Here is a 26,287-nt window from a genome sequence, read left to right on the forward strand (position 1 = left end):
CCCATCTGAGCGCCGACATTGCCCCACAGATTGACCCGAGGGTTAATCTGTCCTTCAACACCCACTTTGACTTCGCCAATGTTGCGGGCGCCAGCCTGGTTGATGTGGACATTATCCATGTTCACGTTATAACTGCGCGTATTATGCAACCAGTTGGCTTCAATGAACGGCTCGAAAGTACGGTCTTTGTTGTCATCCATCGCATGATGGCTCTTCAGGTACGTACGAAGGCCCAGACGGGTTTGTACGTTACCGTCGCCACCGCTGCTAACGCGGGTTCCATTGGCTTCACGATGGTTGTCTGCTTTCACACCCATCCAGGTGGCCTGGGCTTGTGGCTGGATAAACCATTCATTAAGCGTCCCTTTGCTGCCAGCAAACTCGCCCAGTTTCTGGGTGTAACCCGTCTCCAGCGAGGCCGTAAAGCCTTTAGACTTGTAGGATTCGCTGGCCAGTTGCTGCCCGTTAACCTGGTTGTTGAACCAGCTGTACTGGAGCCAGCTGTCCACATACAACCCTGCTTTATCCGCATCGCTGGCAAACCAGGTGCCGTAAGCGCCAACGCTGTAACCGTTTATCGAACCTTTTGAACCATAACCCGTGACGGAAGAACGGGTAGAACTGTGGTTATTACCGTAACCCGCCATCAGACCCAGGTGGCCTCTGTTCAGACCATCGGTTGACCACTGCGCAACATCGCCACCCAACTGTGCGACATAACTGTTGCTCTGTGTTTTCAACTGACCACTGCCATCACGCCAGTTATTATGACTACCGACCTGGCGTAGCCACAGACTGGTAACTTTCTTCTCACCAGTCAGAGCATCAACGTACTGCGTTTCCCCCAGACGGTCGTGCAGACGGGTGTTGAATAACGTGTTCGCAGCCGCAATGTTTGCAAGATAGCTACCTGCTTCAGGGCGGTTAACATGTGTTTCATCAGAGGGGTCAACCGGCGGTGTTACAGGATCAACGGGAGGGTCGACAGGGTCCACTGGCGGCTCTACGGGATCGACAGGTGGATCCACGGGGTCAACGGGAGGATCAACAGGGTCAACCGGTGGCATTGTGTTGGTTAAATACCAGTTGCTGCTATTGTCGCCGGTACCGCGGACCAGTGAATAGTCATAAGCCCCGGCCACAATACGGCCCTTCTGAGTAAAGATACCGTCAGATTTACCGCCTACGCTGATAATCTCGATGCCATTTAGCGTGTAGTCACCATTACCCCCGGCATTGGTGACGCTAACATCGGTATTACCCGAGGTATTGCCAGTAACCACTAACTTATCAGTTACTGAACTGTCATTGCCCAGCACGGTATTAAGCAGCAGGTGCCCGCCATTTCCCGTGTAGTTGCCATTCACAGTCAGCGTGGTGCCTGCCACCGGTTTATATGCGGCGTCACGGTAACCTATCGTCACCGTACCGCTGTTGTTCATGGAGCCGGTATGATAGTCGGTGACAGCTGCATTAACGCCATCCTGGCCGAGTGTGATCCAACCACGGTTATCAACGTCGCCGCTGCCCAGGCCATCAGCAGATAACAACGTAATATTCCCGGAGTCATTGGTGGTGTTGGCGGTCATTCCCGCGCCACTACCGCTAATAATCACACGGGCACCTTTAGTCAGTATCAGTTGCCCATCACCCGTCAAATCACCAGCAATGGTTCTGCCCCCCCAACCGTCTGTCATGGTCAGGGTGCCCTGGTTAAAGTCCAGTACACTGCCGGCTTCTGTCACTATGTTTCGCAAGGACTGAGCATGGCCGTTCATGTCGAACTTGCTGCCGCTGTGAACGGTCAGCAAGTGAGTATCCCCCAGTACATTATCGTTGCCCATTTTCAGGGTACCGGCGACCACATCAGTATTACCTGTGTAGCTGTTAGCATTGTTAGATAAGCTCACGTCGGTGTCGGTGTCGATACGCAAATCCCCGGTACCGGTGATTTTAGCACTGAGATCGGCGGCGTTGCCGGTGTTGCCTTCCGCATTCAGCGTCAGCGAATTGTCGCCCCTATTCACCAGTTCAAGCTCGACTAAGCCATAGTTAACATACAAGCCATCGCTATTATCGCCACTGGTCAGACGGTAATCGTAGATAGCTTCAGCCGCGATATATCCGTTTCTTACAACAGTTGTGGTCACCTTATTTGAGATGACTTTACCGTCCTGGTCGATAAGGGTGAGATTGCCGCCATTCCCGATGACCTTCCCGTTAGCGCCGATCAGCTCAACCATTGTCCCTGTATTATCCTGCTGAAGCAGCGGTGCAACGGAGTTTGGCGTTTGCGGCTGGTTATCAAAGAATCCATCGTTGGTGATTTTGACCGTCCCACTACCGGTCAAATCGAGTTCATTATTGGTCTCAATAACACGATCGCTGGTGGTAGTACCCGGTGAAACATCGCCAAATACCAGAGTACCGCCTTCAAAAACTAGCCCGCCAATATTTTGTGTTCCGGTACCAACGGTGGTGATATTCCCACTTCCGATATGCAGCGTCGCATTGGTGAGCGCGGTGGTATTGGTACTTTCCAGGGCGAAGTGGTCGTTTTTGAGAGTCACATCCCCGGCAAATTGATCGCCCGCCGCTGCGGTAAAGTTGAAATTTCCATTGTTGTTGTCGGCGATAAGAGCACCATCACCAACCAGTTTGTTATCAAAATCAAATTTGCCTGTGGTTTGCGCGATCAGGGTGGCGCCGTTCGTAATATTGATTTCATCCGTACCGAAATCGTCGTGAGTTGACGATGCGTTTTTATCCGTCGTCACCGTACCGGTGATATTCCCGTTACTCCCCGCGTAGGGCTGGTTCGCACCCAGGATACGCGCTTTACCGGAAACGATAGCGTGCTCATCGCCTGAAAGTGAATTTGAGAAAGACGAACCGTCGGTATAGACAATACCACTTACGTCATGGGCGCTTACCCCGCCAGCAATAATCAGTAACGCCGGGGCAATAATTAATGTACTTTTAATTCCGTTATAACTGGTTCCTTTAGAGGAAGAGCTTTTTACCTTCCCTTTTCCTAATTCTGAAACAACAGTCCACGCCATAAGTGAATGGTTCCAGACAATATTATAAATAGTATTCATAAATTTCAGCCATACCCTTCAGGTAGTTAAGATTTTGGTATGAGATTTTTCCCAAACCTATATAAGGTCAAGCTCCGTAGATGATATCGCCTGCATATGTGCTTAGTTGCATAATGAAAAAGGTAGCGCAGCCACCTTATAGGTAATACTTTCATTTTTTACATTTACAGGAGGGATACCTTCATAGGTCAGAATTAGAAGTGAATCAGTTAAGCATGCTCATTCCTGCATAGACAGCGGCACATGTTCAGAATGAATAGATTTTTAATCTCCCCCCGCAATAATAACCAAGGGGTAGTAACTCAGAACTCTGATATATTTCACACAGAACATTCTTAAATGAAAGTCATTAAACTACAGATAACACTTTCACAACATACAAATGAATATCCTTACATTCTAATTCACGAAAAGTTAGCTAAACACAGGCACAAGTGCAGATTATGGCAAGCCATTTCTTGATTTATCGAATAATAACGCCGCTCCATAATTATTCAAAGTTTAATCGGGATGATAATGACAATTTAGGATCTTTCCATGCAAATGAAGCTTGACTCCTAAAATCACCATTAGCGCGTGGCGTTTTACAAATTAATAATATCCTACCTCTTGCACGCCAATTCAGACAGCGTTTTAACGGGCTATCAGTAATCAATACTTTTGAATCAATAGAATCAAACTATTAATAACTTTCGGATATTCAGCACAGCCAACCTTCAAATGAAACATTTAGTATTACTTTAGTTTTGATATTTGTTTTTTACATTAAAATCAAATAGATATCACAGTATGATTTGTGACACATTAATTTGTTCAAATTGCAATCAACACAATATAACCAATTAAAAATCATAAGGTTATGCAACACTGCTTTTGAAATTAAAACTATTCAATCGTTGTTTTTATGATATTAATTTGCATTATGTGTTTTTTTTGTTTTTTATATGCAGCGAAATTAACGAGAAGCGTGTCATTGTTACGCCCTGCTCAACACTTATTGTTTCATTAGTTATTGTTTGGTAGCAAACCATTTGCAAGAGATATGTGGTGAACTACTTAGCTCTTAAGGAACTCACAAAGTGATACAGTAATTTGGGGGGACTTAGGTAATTTACGACTGTGAGTGCTGTTATGCGCATCATTACTGAAAATTTATATCTTCATATAGGACTATCTTCGTTAGTTAAGAATGCATTCGATGAGAGCAAAACCAAGAGGCTTGTCTTTATAGATATCACATATCTGTCAGAGCTATCGGCTGCTGATTTTGACGGGTTTATTGTTTATATTACACCAAAAAAATATAACATTGGATGGAAGGAGTTGTTTTCAACTGAGGTTAAACAGGGAGAAACCATAGATATGACAATGTCAGTAAAAGACATCAGGAAAAAGATTAATGCCTTAACTTGTGGCAGTAATGATGTTATTAACAGCGTTCAACATCGATATAGGTTATCAGAAAAGGAAGTCGCCACCATTCATGCTCTTGCCTGCGGCATCACTCCCGACACCTGCAGTCTACTTACTGGCAATAGCATTAAAACCATTAGCTCCCATAAAAGGAGTGCAATGACAAAGCTTGGGCTAAAAACCCAACAGGATCTTATTAACACCTTAAATTTATTAATCAAATATATGAAAATCATCCATACGATTGAATAACCAGGCTTATCAGCACCAGGCAACGAACCTCAAATCCGCCCTGTTTATGCCTTCCCGTTCCTTTATCGCCTGATTTGTGCGGCAAACTCTGATGGCCATGTTTTCCTGATGGTCGATTTTGGCTGTTTTATATTCAGTCCCTGCGAGGGACTGAGTAATAAACTGGATGATGCGGCTCGCTAGTACGAATAACGACCGCTCTGTGAATCAGGTGAAGCTTTTGGGAACGAAATCCAGGACAAAACCGGGTTTTACACCCGGTTCTTCACTCTATTTGAACAAGCCTTACGCGCTTAACCCACGATGGGCCAGCATAGGCTCCATACGCGGATCACGACCACACCACTGACGATAAAGTTCAGCGAGATCAGAACTGTTACCACGCGATAAAATCGCCTCACGGAATTTTTGCCCATTCTCGCGGTTTAATCCCCCCTGCTCCACAAACCACTGATAACCATCGTCAGCCAGCATTTGCGTCCACAGATAGGCGTAATAGCCTGCGGCATAACCACCGCCGAAGATATGGGCAAAATAACTGCTGCGATAGCGTGGCGGAACAGCCTCGAGGTTTAACGCCTCCTCTTCAAGCGCCTGTTGCTCAAACTCGTCTACTGATGAAGATGATACGTTCCCGTCCAGACTGTGCCAGTGCATATCCAACAACGCTGCACTCAGCAGCTCAGTCATATCGTAACCCTTGTTAAACAGGCTGGCTCGTCGCATCTTGTCCTGCAACGTCTGGGGCATAGTTTCCCCCGTTTCAACATGGCGAGCAAAACGGGCAAAAACCTGCGGATGACTCGCCCAGTGCTCATTAATTTGCGATGGAAACTCAACGAAATCGCGTGGAGTATTGGTTCCTGACAGCGTTGCATATCGTTGTGTAGCGAACAATCCATGCAGGGTATGCCCAAACTCATGAAACAGTGTGATGACATCATCCCACAACAGCAACGCCGGCTGACCGTTCGCGGGTTTCTGATAGTTGCACACGTTGTAAATCACGGGTCTGGTTTCGTTAAGCACCGATTGCTCAACAAAATTCCCCATCCAGGCACCACCGCTTTTCGTTTCCCGTGCAAAGAAATCACCATAGAACAGTGCCAACCCCACACCGTCGTGATCGAAAATTTCCCACACTCGCACATCAGGGTGATAAACAGGAATGTCAAAACGCTCAATAAATTTAATGCCAAAGAGCTGATTTGCCGTCCAGAACACACCGTCACTGAGCACTGTCTCTAAAGCAAAATAGGGCTTGAGTTGAGCCTCATCAAGCGCATATTTTTCACGGCGTACCTGTTCGGCATAAAAGGCCCAGTCCCAGGCCTGGGCACTAAATCCAGCCTGTTCTTGATTAATCGCTTTCTGAATTTCGTTTTGTTCAGCTAACGCTCGCTGACGCGCTGCCGGAACGATAGCCCGCATAAAAGAAAGCGCCGCCTCCGGAGTTTTTGCCATCTGATCCGCAATTTTCCACGCAGCATAATTCGCGAAGCCGAGTAATCTGGCTTGCTGGGCACGGATTTCCACCAGCCGACGAATAATTGCGCGGGTATCATTTGCATCGTTTTTTTCAGCTCGAGTCCAGCCGTTGGTAAACAGATTTTCGCGAGTCTGACGATCGCGTAACACAGCAAGCGCAGGTTGTTGGGTGGTATTCAGTAATGGAATAACCCAGTGGGCAGTTAGCCCCCTCTCCTTTGCTGCCTGAGCGGCAATAACCAACTCATCCGCGCTTAAGCCATCCAGCAGTCGGACATCATCTACCACCAGACCGCCTGATTTATTTGCCGCGAGCAATCGCTGATTAAACTGGCTGGTTAAGGTGGCCGATTCTGTATTGAGTGCTTTCAGGCGAGTTTTATCGGCCTCATTAAGCTGCGCGCCTGCCAGAACAAAACGCTGGTGAACCACTTCCAACAAACGTAATGATTCGCTGTCCAGCTTCAGTGATCCACGTTGTTGCCAGACGGCATCTACACGCGCAAAAAGTGCGCTATCGAGATAAATATCATTCGCCAGCGCTGCAAGCTCGGCGGAAAATTCCTCATCAAGCCGCTGTAGTTCATCGTTCGTGTGCGCCGCGGTCATCGCAAAGAAAACACTGGTAACACGCGTTAACAATGCCCCGCTTTGTTCAAGCGCCAGCAGCGTATTCGCAAAATCAGGAACCTGTGGATTTTGCGCAATTGCAGCGATTTCAGCTCGTTTTTGCCGCACACCTTCATCAAAAGCGGGACGATAATGACACTCTTTAATTTGATCAAATTGTGGGGCCTGATAAGGCAAGGTGCTGCATTGCAAAAAAGGGTTCGTTAACAACATCTTTCACTCCTGAAAACGATTTGTTTATTAGAGTATGCCTCGCGGGAATCGACCGCAATCTCGTTAAGCAGCAATAGCCCTGAACAGAAATGACGTGCTATGGTAATAGCACATAAAAAGCGTTGAGGAACAGTGAGATGATCGTTTTAGTAACCGGAGCAACCGCAGGTTTTGGTGAGTGCATTACGCGTCGTTTTATTGAGAATGGGCATAAAGTTATTGCCACCGGACGCCGTCTGGAGCGCCTGCAGGAGCTGAAAGATGAGTTGGGCGACAACATCTACACCGCACAACTTGATGTCCGTAATCGCGCGGCTATTGAAGAGATGCTGGCATCCCTCCCTGCACAATGGCGCAACATTGACATTCTGGTCAACAATGCGGGCCTGGCGTTGGGTCTCGAACCTGCCCATAAGGCCAACGTCGATGACTGGGAAACGATGATAGATACCAACAACAAAGGTCTGATTTATATGACCCGTGCCGTCCTGCCCGGCATGGTCGAACGCAATCGCGGTCATATTATCAATATCGGCTCTACCGCCGGTAGCTGGCCGTATGCTGGTGGTAACGTGTATGGCGCGACAAAGGCATTTGTTCGCCAGTTCAGTCTGAATTTACGTACGGACTTACATGGAACAGCGGTGCGCGTTACCGATATTGAGCCGGGCCTGGTTGGAGGGACGGAGTTCTCTAATGTGCGTTTCAAAGGTGATGATGATAAAGCCGGAAAAACCTACGAAAACACCACAGCACTGACACCGGAAGATGTTACCGAGGCAGTTTGGTGGGTTGCTTCGTTACCTGCCCATGTCAACATTAACACCCTTGAAATGATGCCAGTCACACAGTCTTTTGCAGGTCTTAGCGTCCATCGGCGTTAATTTTTATACCCGGCCTCGTGCCGGGTATAGATAGCATCAAATAAGTGATAAAGTAGACAGGTTAACTCTCTAAAAAGTAAGAATGAATGACCGTAGAAACGCAGCTCAACCCTACACAGCCAGTAAATCAGCAGATTTACCGTATTCTTCGTCGCGACATCGTGCATTGCCTGATTGCACCTGGCACACCGCTTTCAGAGAAAGAGGTTTCCGTACGCTTTAATGTGTCACGCCAACCCGTTCGCGAAGCATTCATTAAACTGGCGGAGAACGGTCTGATTCAGATCCGTCCGCAGCGCGGCAGTTACGTTAATAAAATCTCAATGACCCAAGTACGCAACGGCAGTTTTATCCGCCAGGCCATTGAGTGTGCTGTGGCGCGTCGGGCTGCATCGATGATCACTGAAAGCCAGTGCTACCAACTGGAGCAAAATCTTCATCAGCAACGCATTGCCATTGAGCGCAAGCAACTTGATGACTTTTTTGAGCTTGATGATAACTTCCATCAACTTCTTACCGAGATTGCCGACTGTCAGTTAGCGTGGGACACCATTGAAAACCTGAAAGCAACCGTTGACCGGGTGCGCTATATGAGTTTTGACCATGTTTCACCACCGGAAATGTTGTTGCGCCAGCATATGAATATTTTTTCTGCACTACAAAAACACGATGGCGACGCAGTAGAACGCGCCATGACGTTGCATTTGCAAGAGATCAGCGAATCCGTGCAACAAATCCGCCAGGAAAATAGCGACTGGTTCAGCGAAGAATAACCCTTGTCTCACCTCGTACAGAGGTGAGCTTCCCCGTACTTTATCCCTGTCTGCATATCCACATAAAAAAAGCTGTGATTTTGATCGAAAACAAAAAAAATCCTTAACGATAAGCGTATTTATATTGCGCCCGTTACGTGGGAGTAAAAGCCCACGGGCTTTAACGGTAAGTTGGAAAGGAGAAAACACCATGAAAACATACGATCGTAACCGTAACGCAATTACTACTGGCAGCCGTGTCATGATTAGCGACACCGGAATCACTGGTCGAATCAAAACAATTGACACCGATGGTCTGACCGCTGAACAAATTCGTCGCGGTAAAACAGTGGAAATTGAAGGTTGTGAAGGCAAATATGCCCCCCTCGAACTGATTCGTCTGGGAATGAACTAATTGGTGTGAATGCCAGAAAATAACGCGCCATCTGGCTGTAGTAAAAGCCGGATGGCGACATATAAGTTTTACTGTGTTACTTCAATTTCGCGGCATACTTCGCAACCGTTGCCTTCGCTCCATTAGCCAGCAAAGCAAGATACGCTTCTGTGACTTTGGTTTTGAACCGTTCAACCTGAGGCAGTTCGCGGCCAAAAATCGCATCGATAGCCAGTAAAGCCTGCACACGATCTTCACCTTCATTACTGTTCTGCACCACATTCTGGATAATCGGTAATAGCGGATCGTTAACGTCAATCGCTTGTCCCTGTTCATCAACACCGCCGACATAGCGCATCCAGCCCGCTACGCCCAGTGCCAGCAGATCGAAACGACTGTCGTGCACAAGATGCCAACGGACGGAATCGAGCATACGCTGAGGCAGTTTTTGGCTACCGTCCATCGCAATTTGCCAGGTACGGTGACGCAATGCCGGGTTACTGTAACGGGCGATCAGGCGATCGGCATATCCTTGCAAATCCACGCCCTGCACTTTCAGAGTCGGTGCCTGTTCCTGCAACATTAGCTCACGCGCTGCCCGGAGGTAATTTTCATCTTCCATACAGTCATTGATATGCTGATAACCAGCCAGATACCCCAGATATGCGAGGAATGAATGGCTGCCGTTCAACATACGCAGTTTCATCTCTTCATAAGGAAGCACATTGCTGACCAGTTCAGCACCCGCTTTTTCCCATTCCGGGCGTCCGGCGACAAAGCTATCTTCTATGACCCATTGACGGAACGGCTCACAGGCTACGCCAGCCGGATCGCGCACACCAGTAAGTTGTTCAATTTTATCAAGCGTGTCGGCCGTCACCGCCGGTACAATACGGTCAACCATGGTCGAAGGGAAAGTGACGTTTTCAACAATCCATTTCTCCAGCTCGACATCAATTGCATGAGCATAACAAGTGACAACGTCACGAATAACTTGACCGTTTTCTGGCATGTTATCGCAAGACATCACAGTAAACGCTGGTAAGCCTGCGGCTTTACGGCGTGCCAGTGCCTCAATGATAACCCCCACTGCTGTTTTGGGCTGATGAGGATTTTGCAGGTCGGCGGCTATCATCGGACTTTCCAGCATCAGTTGCCCGGTTGCTGGAGAGTGGCAATATCCTTTCTCGGTAATGGTGAGGGAGACAATAGCCACCTGAGGTTCGCACAAAGCGGAAAAAACGGCCTCAAGACCATCAACCTGCGCATGCAGCGCGTTTTTAACTACGCCAACTACTCTCGCTGTCCAGGCACCTGCCGACATTTCCGCGACGGTATACAGATTATCCTGCTGTTTCAGATCGGCAATTTGTTGCTCACCACCAATCAAGTTAACTTCATAATAACCCCAGTCACTGCTGTGCTCAGCGGCCAGGATATCAGCGTAAACACCCTGATGCGCGCGGTGAAACGCACCAAATCCCAGATGAACAATACGCGGTACCAATTTGGAACGATCGTAGTCAGGAATTGCTGCCCTGGCTGCTAAGAGTTTGTTTTGCATGGTATGACCTACTTATCAATGAAATCAGGACCGTCTCAGAGTAACGCCTGTATGGTTGTATGTTTTGATATGCATTAAGCTTTTTAGTATTGGTATGACATCATTTGAAGATATATACCAAACTAGATGAGAGGGGGCGGCATTGAAGCCGCCAGCTCGTATTAGTGCTTTTGCCACTGCTGATATTCACGTTTAAGCCGCTGTGGTGCAGTTTCCGGCATCATCAGTAAACCTATTATGGAGATAACCCCCAAGACAATAACGTAAGTTGCAAGCCCATAATAATGCCCACCAGTGACCTGCAGAATCTTCACCGCGACTAAGCCAAGTATTCCACTACCAATCAGCGATCCCATCTGCCAAATCAAAGCGATACCGCTACAGCGAATATGCGTTGGAAACAGTTCTGGGAAATAAGAGGCCTGAGGTGCATAACACATGCTATGACCGACACTCAAAACCAGAATCATCACTAATTGAGTAAGCCAGAAACTATCCTGATTTATCGCAAGGAAGAATGGAATAATCATGATGACCTGAAGAAGTGCGCCAATAATATACACTGGCTTGCGCCCGATCCTGTCACACAACGATCCCATCATGGGTATTGCAATAATTTCTATTATTACTGCAACAATCATTGTCTCCATCAAAATATTAGCATCAAGATTGTTTGCCTTACCGTAGGCTAAAACAATCACTGTAAACATCGCAAATGTGCAAGCTTCAATCAGTTTTGCGCATACTCCCTTGACGACAATCCCAGGAAAATCGCGAACAACCTCAACTAATGGACGGGACTCTTCAGCTTTAGTCTCTCTAATTTGAGCAAACACTGGAGATTCATCTATTTTTAAGCGGATAAACAGACCAACAATAACCAATAATAAGCTAAGCAAGAATGGTATGCGCCATCCGTAGTCCATCATCGCCTTAGGCGAGAGCGTGGCATTCAAAAAGGCAAAAAGTGCTAATGGCAACAGGAAGCCAACAGGTGCACCGATTTGAACCCAGCTAGAGAAGAAACCACGGTGTTTGGGTTCAGAATATTCAGCAGTCATCAACACTGCGCCAGCCTGCTCTCCCCCAACCCCAAACCCTTGCAATACGCGAATGAATATAAGCAGGGTTGGAGCCCAAATACCAATTTTTTCATAGGTCGGTAGCAACCCAATACAAAACGTCCCTAAGCCAACAATTAAGATGGTAATGACCAGTGCTTTTTTACGTCCCACCTTATCGCCAATATGACCGAATACAATTCCGCCTAATGGCCTTGCCAAAAAACCGACTGCATAGGTTGCAAAAGCAGCAAGCGTACTAATTAATGGGTCGTCACTCGGGAAAAATAGATGACCAAAAAAGAGTACGGCTGCTGTTCCGTACGCAAAAAAATCATAGTATTCAGCAGCAGTACCAATTGCTGATGCAGAGGCAACTCGACGAATAATAGGTTTATTACCTGCGCCATTTTTAATATCGACTGAACTAACCATAGGTTTTACCTTTTATAGGGTATTGGGCTAATCAACATCTTTTGTACGTGAAATTTATATTTACCAGTTCCACAATGTGCCATCTTCCAGGCGTGCGACGGGCAGATAAGCCGGATCGTACGGATATTTCGCCGCGAGTTTTTCGTCGAACTCAATACCCAGACCCGGCTTGTCGCCTGGGTGCATGTAGCCGTTATCGAATGTCCAGTTATGCGGGAAGACTTCCAGCATCTGCTCGGAGTAACCCATATATTCCTGAACACCGAAGTTCGGAACCCACAAATCAAAATGCAGTGCGGCGGCCATACATACCGGAGACAGATCTGAAGGACCGTGAGAGCCGGTACGGACCTGGTATAAAGAGGCAAAATCAGCAATGCGACGCATACCAGTGATGCCACCGGCATGGGTAATGGTGGTACGAATGTAGTCGATCAGCTGTTCTTCAATCAGCTGTTTGCAATCCCAGATGCTGTTAAAGACTTCCCCTACCGCAATGGGTGTGACCGTATGCTGGCGTATCAGACGGAAGCACTCCTGGTTTTCAGCAGGTGTCGGATCTTCCATCCAGAACAGGCGGTATTGTTCAATGCTTTTGCCAAAACGAGCGGCCTCAATCGGCGTCAGACGATGGTGCATGTCGTGCAGAAGATGTTCGTTAAAACCAAATTTATTGCGTACGGCTTCAAACAGCTTAGGCGTGAAATCGAGGTATTTTTCCGTCGACCACAGTTGCTCTTCCGGCCACTGGCCTTTGGTAGCAGGTTCGTAGGCCAGACCTTTACCTTTAGACATCCCGTAGGTCGTTTTCATACCCGGTACGCCACACTGCACGCGAATCGCTTTGAAGCCCATCTCTTTATGACGGGCGTAATCTTCCAGCACGTCATCAACGGTATGGCCTGTTGTGTGGCAGTAAACCATCACGCCTTCGCGGGATGCGCCCCCGAGCAACTGATACAGCGGCATGTTCGCGGCCTTCGCTTTGATGTCCCACAGCGCCATATCGACAGCAGAAATTGCTGACATGGTTACCGGACCACGACGCCAGTAAGCGCCTTTGTAAAAGAATTGCCAGATGTCTTCAATGCGGTGCGCGTCACGCCCAATGAGCTGCGGACACACGTGATCTTTAAGGTAGGATGCAACGGATAACTCTCGTCCGTTCAGCGTGGCATCCCCCAGCCCGGTGATCCCGTCCTCCGTCGTGATTTTCAGTGTGACAAAATTACGTCCCGGACAGGTGACAAAAACTTCAGCCCCTACAATCTTCATTCTTTATTCCTTACATCTCTTCTTGTGATGCAGGAAATTTACTCAACTGAGCTACTACCATACAAGTATGATGATCAAAAAAACGCTAACCGGTCACAAAAAAGGCGCTATGCGCGCCCCCATCCCGCTACGATGATCAACATTCCGCATAGTGCGATCAGCGCACCAGACCAGTCATACAGACTGAGTTTTACGCCATCAACAATGCGAAGCCACAGAAGCGCAGTAACGACATAAACGCCACCATAAGCGGCATATACCCGCCCGCTCGCTGCCGGATGCAACGTCAGCAGCCAGACAAATGCGGCCAACGACACGCCAGCCGGGATCAGCAACCATGCTGTCGCACCGCGCTTTAGCCATAGCCAGGGCAAAAAACAGCCCATTATTTCGCACAACGCTGTTATGAAAAAAAGTAGTGTAGTCTTAAGCATTGAAGTTATTCAGTTACATTAGGTTTAAGCATGATACGACAGAATACTGATATCCGCCGACCGGGTATGCCCTACAGCCGGAATAGTGTAGAATTTAGCCCTGTTTTATCGTTTTTCTCGTTCTCATAAAAGGAATTCGCCATGAATAATACACTGAGCAAACGCCTGTGTCTGACGGCAATGCTGACGCTGGCGGCAGTTGTCTACACCTCTTCCTCATTTGCTGAAACCAGCAAACTGATCATTGAGTCCGGGGACAGTGCACAAAGCCGTCAACAAGCTGCAATGGAAAAGGAGCAATGGAACGATACGCGCAATTTGCGTCATAAGGTCAACACGCGTGTAGAGAAAGAGTGGGACAAAGCCGACGCGGCATTTGACAGCCGCGATAAGTGCGAACAGAGCGCTAATATCAATGCGTACTGGGAACCTAATACTCTGCGCTGCTTAGACCGCCGCACTGGCCGTACCGTTGCACCATAATAGTTGTACTCACCAAAGGAATTGTAAGGATACGATATGACAAGCGCCCTCAGTGTTAAGCTGCGCCCGCTGGAGCGTGAAGATTTGCGATTTGTTCATCAGCTTGATAATAACGCCAGCGTCATGCGTTACTGGTTCGAAGAACCATACGAAGCGTTCGTTGAGCTGTCAGATCTCTATGATAAGCACATCCACGACCAAAGCGAACGACGCTTTGTCGTCGAGTGTGACGGTGAAAAAGCAGGACTGGTGGAGCTGGTTGAAATAAACCATGTACACCGTCGGGCTGAATTTCAGATCATTATTTCCCCGGATTTCCAGGGCAAAGGCCTGGCCACGCGAGCAGCAAAACTGGCGATGGATTATGGCTTCACCGTACTTAATTTATACAAGCTGTATCTGATCGTTGATAAGGAAAACGAAAAGGCCATTCATATCTACCGCAAACTTGGATTTATGGTAGAAGGTGAATTGATCCATGAATTCTTTATCAATGGCCAATACCGTAACACCATCCGTATGTGTATCTTCCAGCATCAATATCTGGCGGAACACAAAGCACCAGGCTCCAACCTGTTACAACCTACTGCGCAGTAAGAGCGGTTAGTAGTAGTCAATGGTGTTTTTAATTGAGTAACGATGTTCAACTGCCGGCTTCACGCTCTCGTCTACAATCACAAGCTGGCAGTTGACCGGATTCGCATAATCATCATATTCACACGTCTGTTTGACGTTACCTACAGGGTGATCGTTCAGCAAACTCACAGCGGTATAATCCAGTTTTTTCAACGGATCGGCAGATGGACTGGCCTTCACCTGCAACGTGTTATCCTTGCTGATAGTTGTTTTTCCCAGCGGATACCCTTCAGCATCATACCGGTACTGTACTTTCATTTCTTTCCCGGTTGCGGAGACAACAAAGCCATTATCGTCTGTATCCCACACCACTCCCGCAGACGGCAATTCCGCCAACTGACATTTACCCTGTAGCCGGATCCTTTTTTCCATCGTTTCAGCATCACGGTAGTAGTTGGCGTCCAGCACTAACGCCATTCCGGTATTGTTTTCCACATCGTGCAGTTCCAGCGTGTCAAAACACCCTTCCTGTGAGAGCGCACCGTTAACACGTTTCGTAACTTCACCTTTATCATTAAGCAGCGTCTGACTGAAATCCTTCACCGGACCACGCAGCGGATCGAAATCGAATTCATTGGAGAAACTGGCCATCTCCGGCGTAAAGGAAACCAGTCCTTTGGCGTTGTCACAGCCTACCAGCACCACACACAGGAAACCTAACAGCGTCTGTTTCTTCACATTTTTCACCGGGATAAAGAGATAATTCTCAATCATATTAGCAAATACAGTTATTTACACCAGAAATGCTAATCTTAGTTAATGTCTGTCATGAAAGGAGTTGATGATGAAATTCACCACAGGAATTGCCGCGAGCTTGCTGATAATCGCTTCTCCGCAGGTTCTGGCTGCGCCAGCCTCATGCGAGAGAGTTAAAAGTGATATTGAGCAACGCATCATTAATAATGGTGTTGCGGAATCGAGCTTTACGCTGAATATCGTGCCCAACGACCAGGCCGATCAACCGGATTCCCAGGTTGTCGGGCACTGTGCGAACGATACACATAAGATCCTCTATATCCGTACCAACAGCGGAAATACCTCCACTAATAATAGCGCTGCCCAGGATGGGCACGCAGCCGAACCGCAATAAATCCCCCCCTCCGTTCGCGGAGGGTTACCCCTGGTTTGATATGCATTAATACGGCGTACCCATAAGTAGGTAAAATAACCCTATCATTAGCATGCTATTTATTTCGTTGTAAAATCAAATATATAGCGATAACTAAAATGGGGTGAATGATGTCTGAAGTAAAGCAATATGGAGGTATTAGTCGTAGAGAGTTAGTTAAATCCTCAGCGATAGGATCGCTAGCGCTTGCAGCTGGGGGTATCTCGCTCCCCTTTGGAATGCGTACCGCAGCCGCTGCGGTGCAACAGGCGATACAACCAGCTAAAGAAAAAGTGGTTTGGGGGGCTTGTTCCGTCAACTGCGGCAGCCGGTGTGCTCTGCAACTCCACGTTAAAGATGACGAGGTGGTGTGGGTTGAATCTGATAACACAGGGGATGATATCTATGGTCATCACCAGGTTCGTGCCTGCCTGAGAGGCCGTTCGATTCGTCGGAGAATTAACCATCCGGACCGGCTTAATTACCCCATGAAACGCGTTGGCAAACGTGGCGAGGGTAAATTTGAGCGTATTAGCTGGCAGGAAGCACTAGATACCATCAGCACCAGCTTGAAAAATACAGTGCAGAAGTACGGTAACGAGGCGGTGTATATCAACTACACCTCAGGCATTGTGGGCGGCAATATTACACGCTCCTCCCCTTACGCCTCGCTGGTTGCTCGTATGATGAACTGCTATGGCGGTTTCCTTAGTCATTATGGTACTTACAGTACCGCGCAAATCGCTGCCGCAATGCCCTACACCTACGGCTCAAACTTAGGTAACAGCACCTCTGATATCGAAAACACAAAACTGGTGGTGATGTTCGGCAATAACCCCGCTGAAACGCGCATGAGCGGAGGCGGTATCACGTACTTCCTGGAACAAGCCCGGGAACGTTCAAATGCCCGAATGATTGTCATCGATCCGCGTTATACCGACACCGCAGCCGGTCGTGAAGACGAGTGGATCCCTATCCGCCCAGGCACAGACGCTGCACTGGTAGCGGGAATCGCATGGGTGCTCATTAATGAGGCGCTTGTCGATCAGGAATTTCTCGACAAATACTGCGTCGGCTATGACGAGAAAACGCTTCCGGCAGACGCGCCAGCCAACGGACATTACAAGGCCTATATCCTGGGCAACGGCCATGACGGTATCGCTAAAACACCACAGTGGGCATCTCATATCACCGGGATCCCAGCCGACCGTATTATTAAACTGGCGAGAGAAATCGGCAGTACAAAACCGGCTTACATTTGTCAGGGCTGGGGGCCACAGCGCCAGGCTAACGGGGAACTTGCCTCACGCGCTATTGCGATGCTACCTATTCTTACCGGCAATGTCGGCATTAACGGCGGCAACAGTGGTGCACGTGAGTCAACCTACACCATTACGATTGAACGCATGCCGATACCGGAAAACCCGGTCAAAACGCAGATTTCCGTCTTTACCTGGACAGACGCTATCACCCGTGGCCCGGAAATGACCGCCCTCCGGGATGGTGTGCGTGGTAAAGATAAACTCGACGTACCGATTAAATTTATCTGGAACTACGCAGGTAACACCATCACTAACCAGCATTCAGATATCAATAAAACGCACGAGATCCTCCAGGATGACACGAAATGCGAAATGATCGTGGTCATTTAGAATTTTATGACGTCCTCGGCCAAATATGCCGATATCCTGCTACCTGATTTGATGACCGTCGAACAGGAAGACATCATTCCTAACGATTACGCTGGCAACATGGGATATCTCATTTTCATTCAACCGGCAACATCTCCAAAGTTTGAACGTAAGCCGATCTACTGGATTATGAGCGAAGTCGCGAAACGTCTTGGCGACGACGTATATCAAAAGTTTACTGAAGGACGCACTCAGGGGCAGTGGTTACAGTATTTGTACGCAAAAATGCTGGCAAAAGACCCTGCACTCCCTTCGTATGATGAACTGAAGAAAATGGGGATCTATAAACGAAAAGATCCTAACGGACACTTTGTCGCTTACAAAAAATTCCGTGAAGATCCTGAGGGAAATCCGCTTAAAACACCTTCGGGCAAGATTGAAATCTATTCCAGCCGGCTGGCAAAAATTGCCAGTACCTGGGAACTGCAAAAAGATGAAGTCATTAGCCCACTTCCTGTCTATGCGTCAACATTTGAAGGCTGGGACGATCCCAAACGCAACACATTCCCGCTCCAACTGTTTGGTTTTCATTACAAATCTCGTACGCACTCAAGCTACGGCAATATTGACGTCTTGCAGGCATCATGTCGCCAGGAAGTCTGGATAAACCCTGTGGATGCGCAGAAACGTGGGATTGCCAATGGCGATATGGTGCGGGTATTTAACGACCGTGGCGAGGTACGAATTCCCGCAAAAGTGACGCCACGCATTCTCCCAGGAGTCAGCGCAATGGGCCAGGGTGCCTGGCACGACGCCGATATGTCTGGCGGCAAAATTGACCATGGCGCATGTGTGAACACACTTACGACCCAACGTCCGTCACCGTTAGCCAAAGGCAACCCACAGCATACAAACCTGGTCGAGATTGAGAAGGTTTAAGGATTAGCTTATGAATGCGCAATACGGATTTTTTATTGATTCCGCCCGTTGCACGGGTTGTAAGACCTGCGAACTGGCCTGTAAAGACTATAAAGATTTAACTCCGGATGTTAGTTTCCGCCGTATTTACGAATACGCAGGTGGCGACTGGCAGGAAGATAACGGTGTCTGGCATCAGAATGTCTTTGCTTATTACCTCTCCATCGCGTGTAACCACTGCGAAGATCCGGCCTGTACAAAGGTCTGCCCGAGCGGCGCAATGCACAAGCGCGAAGATGGCTTTGTTGTCGTAGATGAGGACGTATGTATTGGCTGTCGCTATTGTCATATGGCCTGCCCTTACGGCGCGCCGCAGTACAATGCCGCCAAAGGGCATATGACCAAATGCGACGGCTGCCACGATCGTGTTGCCGAAGGGAAAAAACCAATCTGCGTTGAATCCTGCCCGCTACGTGCGCTGGATTTCGGCCCGATTGATGAACTGCGTAAAAAGCACGGAGAGCTGGCTGCCGTTGCGCCACTTCCCGGTGCACACTTCACTAAACCGAATATCGTGATCAAACCTAACACCAATAGCCGTCCAACCGGGGATACCTCCGGTTATCTGGCAAACCCGAGGGAGGTGTAAAATGGGAAATGGATGGCATGAATGGCCGCTGGTACTGTTTACAGTTCTCGGTCAATGCGTGGCTGGCGCGCTTATTGTTAGCGGACTGTGTTGGTTTACTGCCAAAGACGATGACGCAAGAAAACATATCGTTCGCAGCATGTTCTTTCTGTGGGTAGTAATGGGAGTCGGGTTTCTTGCCTCGGTAATGCACCTGGGTTCACCACTTCGTGCGCTTAACTCACTAAACAGAGTTGGCGCATCAGCGCTGAGTAATGAAATCGCCAGTGGATCGCTTTTTTTTGCGGTTGGTGGATTCTGGTGGCTGGTGGCTTTTCTCGATAAAATGCCGGCCACATTAGGTAAAATCTGGCTACTGGTGAGCATGATCCTCGGCGTAGTGTTTGTCTGGGCAATGACGAACGTTTATCAGATAGATACGGTGCCAACCTGGTATAATGGATATACCACCACGGCATTTTTCATGACCGTGCTGCTGACTGGCCCACTATTCGCCGCGCTCCTGTTGCGTGTCGTTGGCGTCTCATTTAACGCCGCCACATTCGCTACTATTAGTGTGCTGGGTTTGCTAATTTGCGTGGCCGTCATTGTTCTACAGGGCATGTCACTTGGCGCTATCCACAGTTCAGTACAACAGGCAAATGCACTGGTTCCTGACTATGGAATTCTGCAGGTTTGGCGCATCATGCTGCTGACCGCGGGTCTGGGTTGCTGGATTTGCCCTCTGATCCGTCGCAAAGACCCGCACATTGCAGGGCTGGCGTTGGGTTTAATTTTAGTGCTTGCCGGTGAACTCATCGGACGTGGCTTGTTTTATGGTTTGCATATGACAGTCGGTATGGCTGTTGCAGGTTAACTTTCGAGTGCGGGGAGACCCGCACTTTTCAGGATTGTTTGCATGACCCATTTTTCACAACGTGACAACTTTTCTACCGCGGCGCGCGTGCTGGGAGCGCTGTTTTACTTTGCGCCAGACAGCGATGAAGCGGCTCCGTTAGTCTCATCATTAACCGCCGATGGCTGGCAGGCCCAGTGGCCGCTGTCAGAGAATATCCTCTCCCCGCTGGTTGTACAGTTTCAGACCGAAGTCGATGAAACGCTCCCAGAGGCCTGGCAGCGTTTGTTTATCGGTCCTTATACGCTTCCCTCTCCGCCCTGGGGCTCAGTCTGGCTGGATCGTGAGAACGTTCTATTTGGCGACTCAACGCTGGCATTACGTCAGTGGATGCGTGACAACGGCATCCAGTTTGAAATGCAGCAGAATGAACCGGAAGATCACTTTGGCTCCCTGTTGTTACTGACTGCCTGGCTTGCCGAAAACGAACGTCACACCGAGTGCGAACAATTGCTGGCCTGGCATCTGTTACCGTGGTCCGCACGTTTCCTTGAGGTCTTTACCGAAAAAGCGGATCATCCGTTTTATCAGGCTCTGGGAGAACTGGCTCGCCTGACGCTGGCAGAATGGCAGTCGCAGTTATTGATCCCCGTAGCCATTAAGCCGCTATTTCGTTAATTTCTTCCGTGGCAGGGTTTTGCCCTGCCGTTTTGTCCGGCGTTTCGCACGCGGTGCTTTTGCTTCCGGCAACAATTCCCCGCAAAATAGATCGTCTGAATTTTCCTGTCTGGCAAACCATGCATCATTTACATGCTTATCCTGACCTGCGCACCATTTTTCGCCGCCTGCTGTTTGCCGCACTGACTGGCATTCTGGCCGCGTTAGCCGTCGCAGGGTTTCGCCACGCCATGCTACTCCTTGAATGGCTTTTCCTGAGCAACGATACGGGCAGTTTGTTTATTGCCGAAGTTCTGTTTGGCACATTGATTCTGGCATCGTTGGGACCGGTGGTCGTATCTGCCGTCGTTGCACTGTTGACCACGGATGTGCTCAGCGACAGCAACGCCCTGCTATATACCGTGCACTTATCGCGGGAGCTGCATGCGCTTGAGTATGTGATGATTGTCTGCACCGGTCTGGTTGCTGGGGTTTGCGGGCCACTCTTCATATGGCTTATGACCACCAGCCACAACGTATTTTTACGTCTGAAGCTTTCACCTCCGTGGCAACTGGCATTGGGAGGACTTATTGTTGGCCTGCTCTCGTTACTGACACCGACTGTCTGGGGAAATGGTTACAGCGTAGTGCAGTCGTTTTTACTCTCCCCACCGCTGTTGACGATTGTCAGTGGGATTTTTATCTGCAAATTACTCGCTGTGCTCGCCAGCAGTGGGTCAGGCGCGCCTGGGGGCGTGTTTACGCCAACTCTGTTTGTCGGACTGTCAATTGGTATGCTGTTTGGTCGCGTGTGGGGACTCTGGCTTCCCGGTACGGATGAGATTGCAGTTCTGCTTGGATTAGCGGGGATGGCCACACTGTTGGCGGCAACAACGCATGCGCCAATCATGTCGACATTGATGGTTTGCGAGATGACCGGGGAGTATCGCCTGCTCCCCGGCTTATTGATTGCTTGTGTCGTTGCTTCAGTGCTGTCCCGAACGTTACACCAGGACTCTGTCTACCGACAACACATTACCCAGCATTGACAGGCGGATGTACTGGGCCAACTCGCGCTGCTCAGCGCGAGGCAGGTAAGGCAATTCGCCAATCAGCGGTGCCGGTAACTTTTTGCTGAGCACATCAATGATTTCCGCATAATGCGCCAGCCCCGGATTGATTCGGTTCGCTACCCAGCCAATTAGCGGCAGTCCATCGCTGGCGATAGCCTGCGCCGTCAGAATGGCATGATTAATACAGCCTTCCTGAATACCCACCACCATCAACACGGGCAGTTGTTCCTGCACCACCCACTCCGATAAAGGACGCAGATCGTTCATCAGACTGCGCCAGCCACCGGTACCTTCGACGACAACGTGATCAACCTTCTCGCTCAGACTCGCAAGCCCGTTTGACAACAAGGTGTAATTGACAGGCCCGCTATGTGCCACGCTACTTTCGTCTTCGCTCAGAGCAATAGGGTTGATTGCCTCGTAAGGCAATTCAATTGAAGAAACACTTTGCAGCACCAGCGCATCTTTATTGCGCATACCTTCAGGTGTTTCTTTGCTTCCTTTGGCCACAGGTTTATAACCCGCAACACTTTTACCACCTGACGCTAACGCTTGTAGTAATGCGCGGGAAACCACTGTCTTCCCAACAGAAGTGTCTGTACCTGTAATAAAGAAACGCTTCAGCATCACTAACTCCACCGTTATGCTTCGAAATATAAGCCAGGAAAATAAAACAGTGGAGAAAGTCTAAGGTATGAGAGCCAGGACCAGCTTGAGATAGCGCAATTTTTCGTACGACAGTTAAAAAATGTTAACCCTGTAATAGACGAATCAACAAAGAACCGTTATACATCGCGTCCTTCACGAGCGCGGCCCCCGCCATTGTCCCTTGATTAGTAAATTGCGTACTCTCTACAACAATGTGTCGACTGTATGCCGGAAGCGCCTGCTGACGAATGCAGTCAGCAATAGTCGGGAACAATATATCTGCTGCTTTACTGAGCGGAGATCCAATAAGAATCTTTTGCGGATTGAACAAGTTCACCATAATGGCCAGAATTCGACCAACATGGGTGCCGACGCCGCTAATGATATCTTTCGCTAATAAATCGCCTTGCATGGCTGCCAGACACAGTGAGTCCACCGTCAGCGGTTGTCCGTGCAGTGAGGAACTCATCGACTGCTTAAGTCGTACCTGCGCCAGCTCAAGAACACTGTCAACACTGGCAATCGTTTCCAGACAACCATGGTTTCCGCAATAACACCGTTTCCCGTAAGGGTCGACCTGCGTATGGCCAATTTCGACCAGACTGCTACTCCCGGCATGCAGCAAATGACCGTCGGTGATCACCCCTGCACCCACATTGTGGTCAATCACCACCTGAATAACATCGCGGGCACCGCGCGAAGCGCCAAAAAGTGCCTCAGCCATGGTCCAGGCGCTGATATCGTGCTGAATGTACACTGGCACACCGGTGTGCTGCTCGAGGGCTTCGCCCAGCGGCATCTCTTTAACATCTTCGTAAAACGGCATGCGATGAACGATGCCATTTTCTGTATCGATGATTCCTGGTAAGGTGATAGCGATAGAGGTTAATCGCTCAAGCTTTTGCTGATGGCGGATAAAAAACTGATCGACCTGTGTAATAACACGAGTCAGCAGAGGAATCTCGGAGACAAGCGGCATTTCAAGGCAATCTTCAACCACCAGCTTGCTGCTGAGGTCGCGTAACGCAAGAAAAATCTCGCCACGACTGATACGAATCGATAAGTAGTGCCACGCTTCCGTTTCGACCACCAGACCAACGGCCGGACGCCCGCGACTCCCTGCTTCTTTTATTTCCAGTTCTTGCACCAGATGTGCTTCAAGCATTTCCCGAACAATTTTTGTAATACTGGCAGGCGCCAATTGTGCCAGGCGAGAGAGATCAATACGCGACACCGGTCCTAACTGATCAATCAGGCGATAAACTGCACCCGCATTGGTCTGTTTAATTTGATCGATATGCCCAGGCTGACTATCAGCAACCACCACTTACTCCCTTTATTTTCGCGCTCCGAAATAATCTGTAGGCTATGGTGAAGCACTTCAATGGCTCCCGTCAACTTTTTACTTAGCCGTGTGATTTACTGCACATTTTCACCCATTTTTAAACTAAATTAACCGCACTGAACGGCCGCTAAAAGCTGCTGGCGAAAGCGTTGCGCAGCGTAACTCTGCTCACGGTGTTTGGGCCACACCAGCCACATTTCAGACACGGCATCTTCTTCCGCAATGGGGATCCAACACATTTCATACAACTGCACGCGTTTAAATGAGGCTGGCAGAATGGAAACCCCTAATCCTGCGGCCACCAGTCCGATAATGGTCATGGCTTCCCCAACCTCCTGAGCGATGGTCGGCGTGAGGCCATAGCGACGCATCAGGCCAAGAATATCATCATACAGGCCGGTCCCCACATGCGGGTCAAAAAAGACAAACGGTTCATTCGCCAGTTCAGCCAGTGTGACAACCGGCTTTTGCGCCAAAGGATGTACACGAGGGATCATTGCCATCAGTGGTTCATGCAGGATGACCTCCCAGCTTAGCGTGTCAGGGAGTTGCGTATTACGCAGGAGTCCCAGATCCAGCGTCCCCTCATTGAGCGGAGCAATTTGCTCACGCGTATTCATTTCACGGGTTTGCATATGCACCGCGGGGTAGCACTGGCGAAAGAGAGACAGCGTATCTGAAACTGCTTTAATAAATGGTGCTGACGAGGTAAAGCCAATTCGCAGTTCCCCTGCTTCTCCCAGATGCAAACGCTCCGCTCTTGCCGCCGCCTCATTCACTAACCCCAGGATCTGTCGGCTGTCTGCCAGAAACTGCTTGCCTGCGGCTGTCAGGGCCACGCTACGATTTGTACGCGCCAGAAGACGTGCCCCAACTTGCTGTTCGAGGATTTGGATCTGTTGACTCAACGGAGGTTGTGAAATATTCAGCCTTGCCGCCGCACGGCCAAAATGAAGTTCTTCTGCAACCGCCACAAAGTAGCGCAGGTGACGCAATTCAATATTCATATTTTTAAAATATTATTTGAGATTATTAATATATTAGACAGAATATTGGGATTTTCATACCCTTAAGGCTGGTACTGTAGACGTAATGATTGAGCAAGGATTTCAAGTGAGTCGTACAACTATTGTCGATACCGCACCGGCAAGCGATATTGATAAACAAATTATCACCCCGCCGGATGGTTATATAAAACGCGGTACCTCCTCTTTTATGCGCGTCACACTGGCGCTCTTTTCTGCCGGACTGGCGACATTTGCTCTCCTCTATTGCGTGCAGCCCATACTGCCAGTGCTGTCGCATGAATTTGGGGTATCTCCAGCCAGTAGTAGTATTTCACTTTCTATCTCAACCGCGATGCTCGCTATTGGTTTACTGTTTACCGGTCCTCTTTCCGATGCAATTGGCCGCAAGCCGGTGATGGTGACCGCGCTGCTGTTAGCATCCTGCTGTACCCTGCTTTCGACAATGATGACCAGCTGGCACGGAATTTTAATCATGCGCGCGCTGATTGGTCTGTCACTAAGTGGCGTCGCAGCAGTAGGAATGACGTATCTCAGTGAGGAGATTCATCCCAGCTTTGTGGCCTTCTCGATGGGCTTATATATCAGTGGTAACTCGATTGGTGGCATGAGCGGTCGTTTGATCAGTGGCGTATTTACCGACTTTTTTAACTGGCGAATCGCGCTGGCAGCTATCGGTTGTTTTGCCCTGGCTTCCGCGCTGATGTTCTGGAAAATATTACCGGAATCCCGTCACTTCAGGCCCACATCGTTGCGACCTAAGACGCTGTTTATCAACTTCCGTTTGCACTGGCGTGACAGAGGTTTACCGCTGCTTTTCGCGGAAGGTTTCTTGTTGATGGGCTCATTCGTCACGCTGTTTAACTACATCGGCTATCGCCTGATGCTGTCTCCCTGGGAACTCAGCCAGGCGATTGTTGGGTTGCTGTCCGTCGCTTACCTGACCGGAACCTGGAGTTCGCCAAAAGCGGGTTCAATGACCACGCGTTATGGTCGTGGTCCGGTGATGTTGTTCTCAACAGGGGTGATGCTGTTTGGTCTGCTGATGACGTTATTCACGTCGCTATGGTTAATATTTGCCGGAATGTTGCTCTTTTCTGCGGGTTTCTTTGCGGCACATTCCGTGGCCAGCAGTTGGATCGGCCCACGGACTAAACGTGCTAAAGGCCAGGCCTCTTCACTGTATCTGTTCTCTTATTACCTGGGGTCGAGCATTGCAGGTACGCTGGGGGGTGTGTTCTGGCATAACTACGGCTGGAACGGCGTGGGCGGATTTATTGCGCTGATGCTGATCCTCGCCCTGCTCGTTGGCTCCTGCTTGCACCACCGATTACATGCATAAAATATGTTGCCCTGGGATGCAAAACATTACCAGGGCAGCAA

At 49.0% G+C, this 26,287-nt stretch carries 22 protein-coding genes and 1 pseudogene; 13 read left to right on the plus strand and 10 right to left on the minus strand.

The genetic code is table 11. The features are described from left to right. Nucleotides 1-3,101 (minus strand): autotransporter outer membrane beta-barrel domain-containing protein (locus OGX98_RS10700; protein WP_286595263.1); only part of this gene is annotated, 3,101 nt, incomplete at its 3' end. 1,131 nt (nt 3,102-4,232) lie between these two features. Here OGX98_RS10700 and OGX98_RS10705 point away from each other — a divergent pair. Continuing rightward, nucleotides 4,233-4,766: a response regulator transcription factor gene (locus OGX98_RS10705; protein ID WP_045442694.1), complete on the plus strand. Its 534-nt coding sequence runs from the start codon at nt 4,233-4,235 to the stop codon at nt 4,764-4,766. A gap of 285 nt (nt 4,767-5,051) precedes the next feature. On the opposite strand, the gene dcp is transcribed toward OGX98_RS10705, so the two are convergent. After that, nucleotides 5,052-7,094 carry a peptidyl-dipeptidase Dcp gene (dcp, locus tag OGX98_RS10710; protein WP_286595290.1) on the minus strand — a complete coding sequence of 681 codons (2,043 nt, stop codon included), beginning with the start codon at nt 7,092-7,094 and terminating at the stop codon, nt 5,052-5,054. Between the two features lie 140 nt (nt 7,095-7,234). On the opposite strand from dcp, the gene ydfG reads away from it, so the two are divergent. The 3 genes from ydfG (at nt 7,235) to ydfZ (ending at nt 9,148) form a co-directional block, all read left to right on the plus strand. Continuing rightward, nucleotides 7,235-7,981: a bifunctional NADP-dependent 3-hydroxy acid dehydrogenase/3-hydroxypropionate dehydrogenase YdfG gene (ydfG, locus tag OGX98_RS10715; protein ID WP_286595264.1), complete on the plus strand. Its 747-nt coding sequence runs from the start codon at nt 7,235-7,237 to the stop codon at nt 7,979-7,981. An 86-nt stretch (nt 7,982-8,067) separates the two neighbouring features. Beyond that, a complete protein-coding gene (gene rspR, locus OGX98_RS10720) occupies nt 8,068-8,754 on the plus strand; it encodes a DNA-binding transcriptional regulator rspR (RefSeq protein ID WP_045442691.1) in 687 nt (228 codons plus the stop codon). A 190-nt stretch (nt 8,755-8,944) separates the two neighbouring features. Next, a complete protein-coding gene (ydfZ, locus tag OGX98_RS10725; protein WP_045442690.1) occupies nt 8,945-9,148 on the plus strand; it encodes a putative selenium delivery protein YdfZ in 204 nt (67 codons plus the stop codon). Between the two features lie 76 nt (nt 9,149-9,224). On the opposite strand, the gene OGX98_RS10730 is transcribed toward ydfZ, so the two are convergent. The 4 genes from OGX98_RS10730 to OGX98_RS10745 form a co-directional block, all read right to left on the minus strand. After that, complete coding sequence (locus tag OGX98_RS10730) at nt 9,225-10,691, minus strand: mannitol dehydrogenase family protein (protein WP_286595265.1); 1,467 nt, start codon at nt 10,689-10,691, stop codon at nt 9,225-9,227. Nucleotides 10,692-10,852: 161 nt separating this feature from the next. Then, a complete protein-coding gene (locus tag OGX98_RS10735; protein WP_286595266.1) occupies nt 10,853-12,187 on the minus strand; it encodes an MFS transporter in 1,335 nt (444 codons plus the stop codon). 60 nt (nt 12,188-12,247) lie between these two features. Beyond that, nucleotides 12,248-13,462: a starvation-sensing protein RspA gene (gene rspA, locus OGX98_RS10740; protein WP_048221489.1), complete on the minus strand. Its 1,215-nt coding sequence runs from the start codon at nt 13,460-13,462 to the stop codon at nt 12,248-12,250. Between the two features lie 107 nt (nt 13,463-13,569). Then, nucleotides 13,570-13,896: a YnfA family protein gene (locus OGX98_RS10745; protein WP_200013001.1), complete on the minus strand. Its 327-nt coding sequence runs from the start codon at nt 13,894-13,896 to the stop codon at nt 13,570-13,572. Between the two features lie 141 nt (nt 13,897-14,037). Here OGX98_RS10745 and OGX98_RS10750 point away from each other — a divergent pair, with 141 nt between their 5' ends. Both OGX98_RS10750 and speG read left to right on the plus strand, forming a co-directional pair. Beyond that, nucleotides 14,038-14,379, plus strand: a complete 342-nt coding sequence (locus tag OGX98_RS10750; RefSeq protein WP_045442681.1) for a DUF1283 family protein — start codon at nt 14,038-14,040, stop codon at nt 14,377-14,379. 36 nt (nt 14,380-14,415) lie between these two features. Beyond that, nucleotides 14,416-14,976, plus strand: coding sequence for a spermidine N1-acetyltransferase (gene speG / locus OGX98_RS10755; RefSeq protein WP_045442679.1), 561 nt, complete (start codon nt 14,416-14,418; stop codon nt 14,974-14,976). A 6-nt stretch (nt 14,977-14,982) separates the two neighbouring features. On the opposite strand, the gene OGX98_RS10760 is transcribed toward speG, so the two are convergent. Next, a complete protein-coding gene (locus OGX98_RS10760; protein ID WP_081918235.1) occupies nt 14,983-15,693 on the minus strand; it encodes a YnfC family lipoprotein in 711 nt (236 codons plus the stop codon). 106 nt (nt 15,694-15,799) lie between these two features. Between OGX98_RS10760 and OGX98_RS10765 the strand changes: the two genes are divergently transcribed. The 6 genes and pseudogenes from OGX98_RS10765 (at nt 15,800) to clcB (ending at nt 21,862) form a co-directional block, all read left to right on the plus strand. Then, nucleotides 15,800-16,105, plus strand: a complete 306-nt coding sequence (locus OGX98_RS10765; RefSeq protein ID WP_045442674.1) for a DUF1161 domain-containing protein — start codon at nt 15,800-15,802, stop codon at nt 16,103-16,105. 149 nt (nt 16,106-16,254) lie between these two features. Then, nucleotides 16,255-18,693, plus strand: a pseudogene (gene ynfE / locus OGX98_RS10770) (selenate/tellurate reductase subunit YnfE). A 10-nt stretch (nt 18,694-18,703) separates the two neighbouring features. Beyond that, on the plus strand, nt 18,704-19,321 hold the full coding sequence (locus OGX98_RS10775) for a DMSO/selenate family reductase complex B subunit (protein ID WP_045442670.1): 618 nt from the start codon (nt 18,704-18,706) through the stop codon (nt 19,319-19,321). A gap of 1 nt (nt 19,322) precedes the next feature. Then, on the plus strand, nt 19,323-20,177 hold the full coding sequence (locus tag OGX98_RS10780) for a dimethyl sulfoxide reductase anchor subunit family protein (RefSeq protein ID WP_286595267.1): 855 nt from the start codon (nt 19,323-19,325) through the stop codon (nt 20,175-20,177). A gap of 42 nt (nt 20,178-20,219) precedes the next feature. Beyond that, the gene (gene dmsD, locus OGX98_RS10785) at nt 20,220-20,834 is read left to right on the plus strand and encodes a Tat proofreading chaperone DmsD (protein WP_045442664.1); all 615 of its coding nucleotides are present in this window, start codon (nt 20,220-20,222) and stop codon (nt 20,832-20,834) included. A 119-nt stretch (nt 20,835-20,953) separates the two neighbouring features. Continuing rightward, nucleotides 20,954-21,862 carry a voltage-gated ClC-type chloride channel ClcB gene (clcB, locus tag OGX98_RS10790; RefSeq protein WP_286595268.1) on the plus strand — a complete coding sequence of 303 codons (909 nt, stop codon included), beginning with the start codon at nt 20,954-20,956 and terminating at the stop codon, nt 21,860-21,862. Here the strand turns inward: clcB and bioD are convergent. The 3 genes from bioD to ynfL form a co-directional block, all read right to left on the minus strand. Then, nucleotides 21,818-22,513: a dethiobiotin synthase gene (gene bioD / locus OGX98_RS10795; protein WP_045442660.1), complete on the minus strand. Its 696-nt coding sequence runs from the start codon at nt 22,511-22,513 to the stop codon at nt 21,818-21,820. The genes clcB and bioD overlap by 45 nt on opposite strands. A gap of 124 nt (nt 22,514-22,637) precedes the next feature. Then, nucleotides 22,638-23,858, minus strand: coding sequence for a sugar metabolism global transcriptional regulator Mlc (gene mlc / locus OGX98_RS10800; protein ID WP_045442657.1), 1,221 nt, complete (start codon nt 23,856-23,858; stop codon nt 22,638-22,640). A gap of 128 nt (nt 23,859-23,986) precedes the next feature. Next, nucleotides 23,987-24,886 carry a multidrug efflux transcriptional activator YnfL/SxtR(Kp) gene (gene ynfL / locus OGX98_RS10805; protein WP_048221494.1) on the minus strand — a complete coding sequence of 300 codons (900 nt, stop codon included), beginning with the start codon at nt 24,884-24,886 and terminating at the stop codon, nt 23,987-23,989. Nucleotides 24,887-24,992: 106 nt separating this feature from the next. Here ynfL and ynfM point away from each other — a divergent pair, with 106 nt between their 5' ends. Then, a complete protein-coding gene (gene ynfM, locus OGX98_RS10810) occupies nt 24,993-26,246 on the plus strand; it encodes a multidrug efflux MFS transporter YnfM/SxtP(Kp) (RefSeq protein ID WP_286595270.1) in 1,254 nt (417 codons plus the stop codon). Nucleotides 26,247-26,287: the final 41 nt, after the last annotated feature.

Source organism: Citrobacter sp. Cm046, from assembly GCF_030333065.1.
Classification (GTDB): Bacteria; Pseudomonadota; Gammaproteobacteria; order Enterobacterales; family Enterobacteriaceae; genus Citrobacter; species Citrobacter murliniae.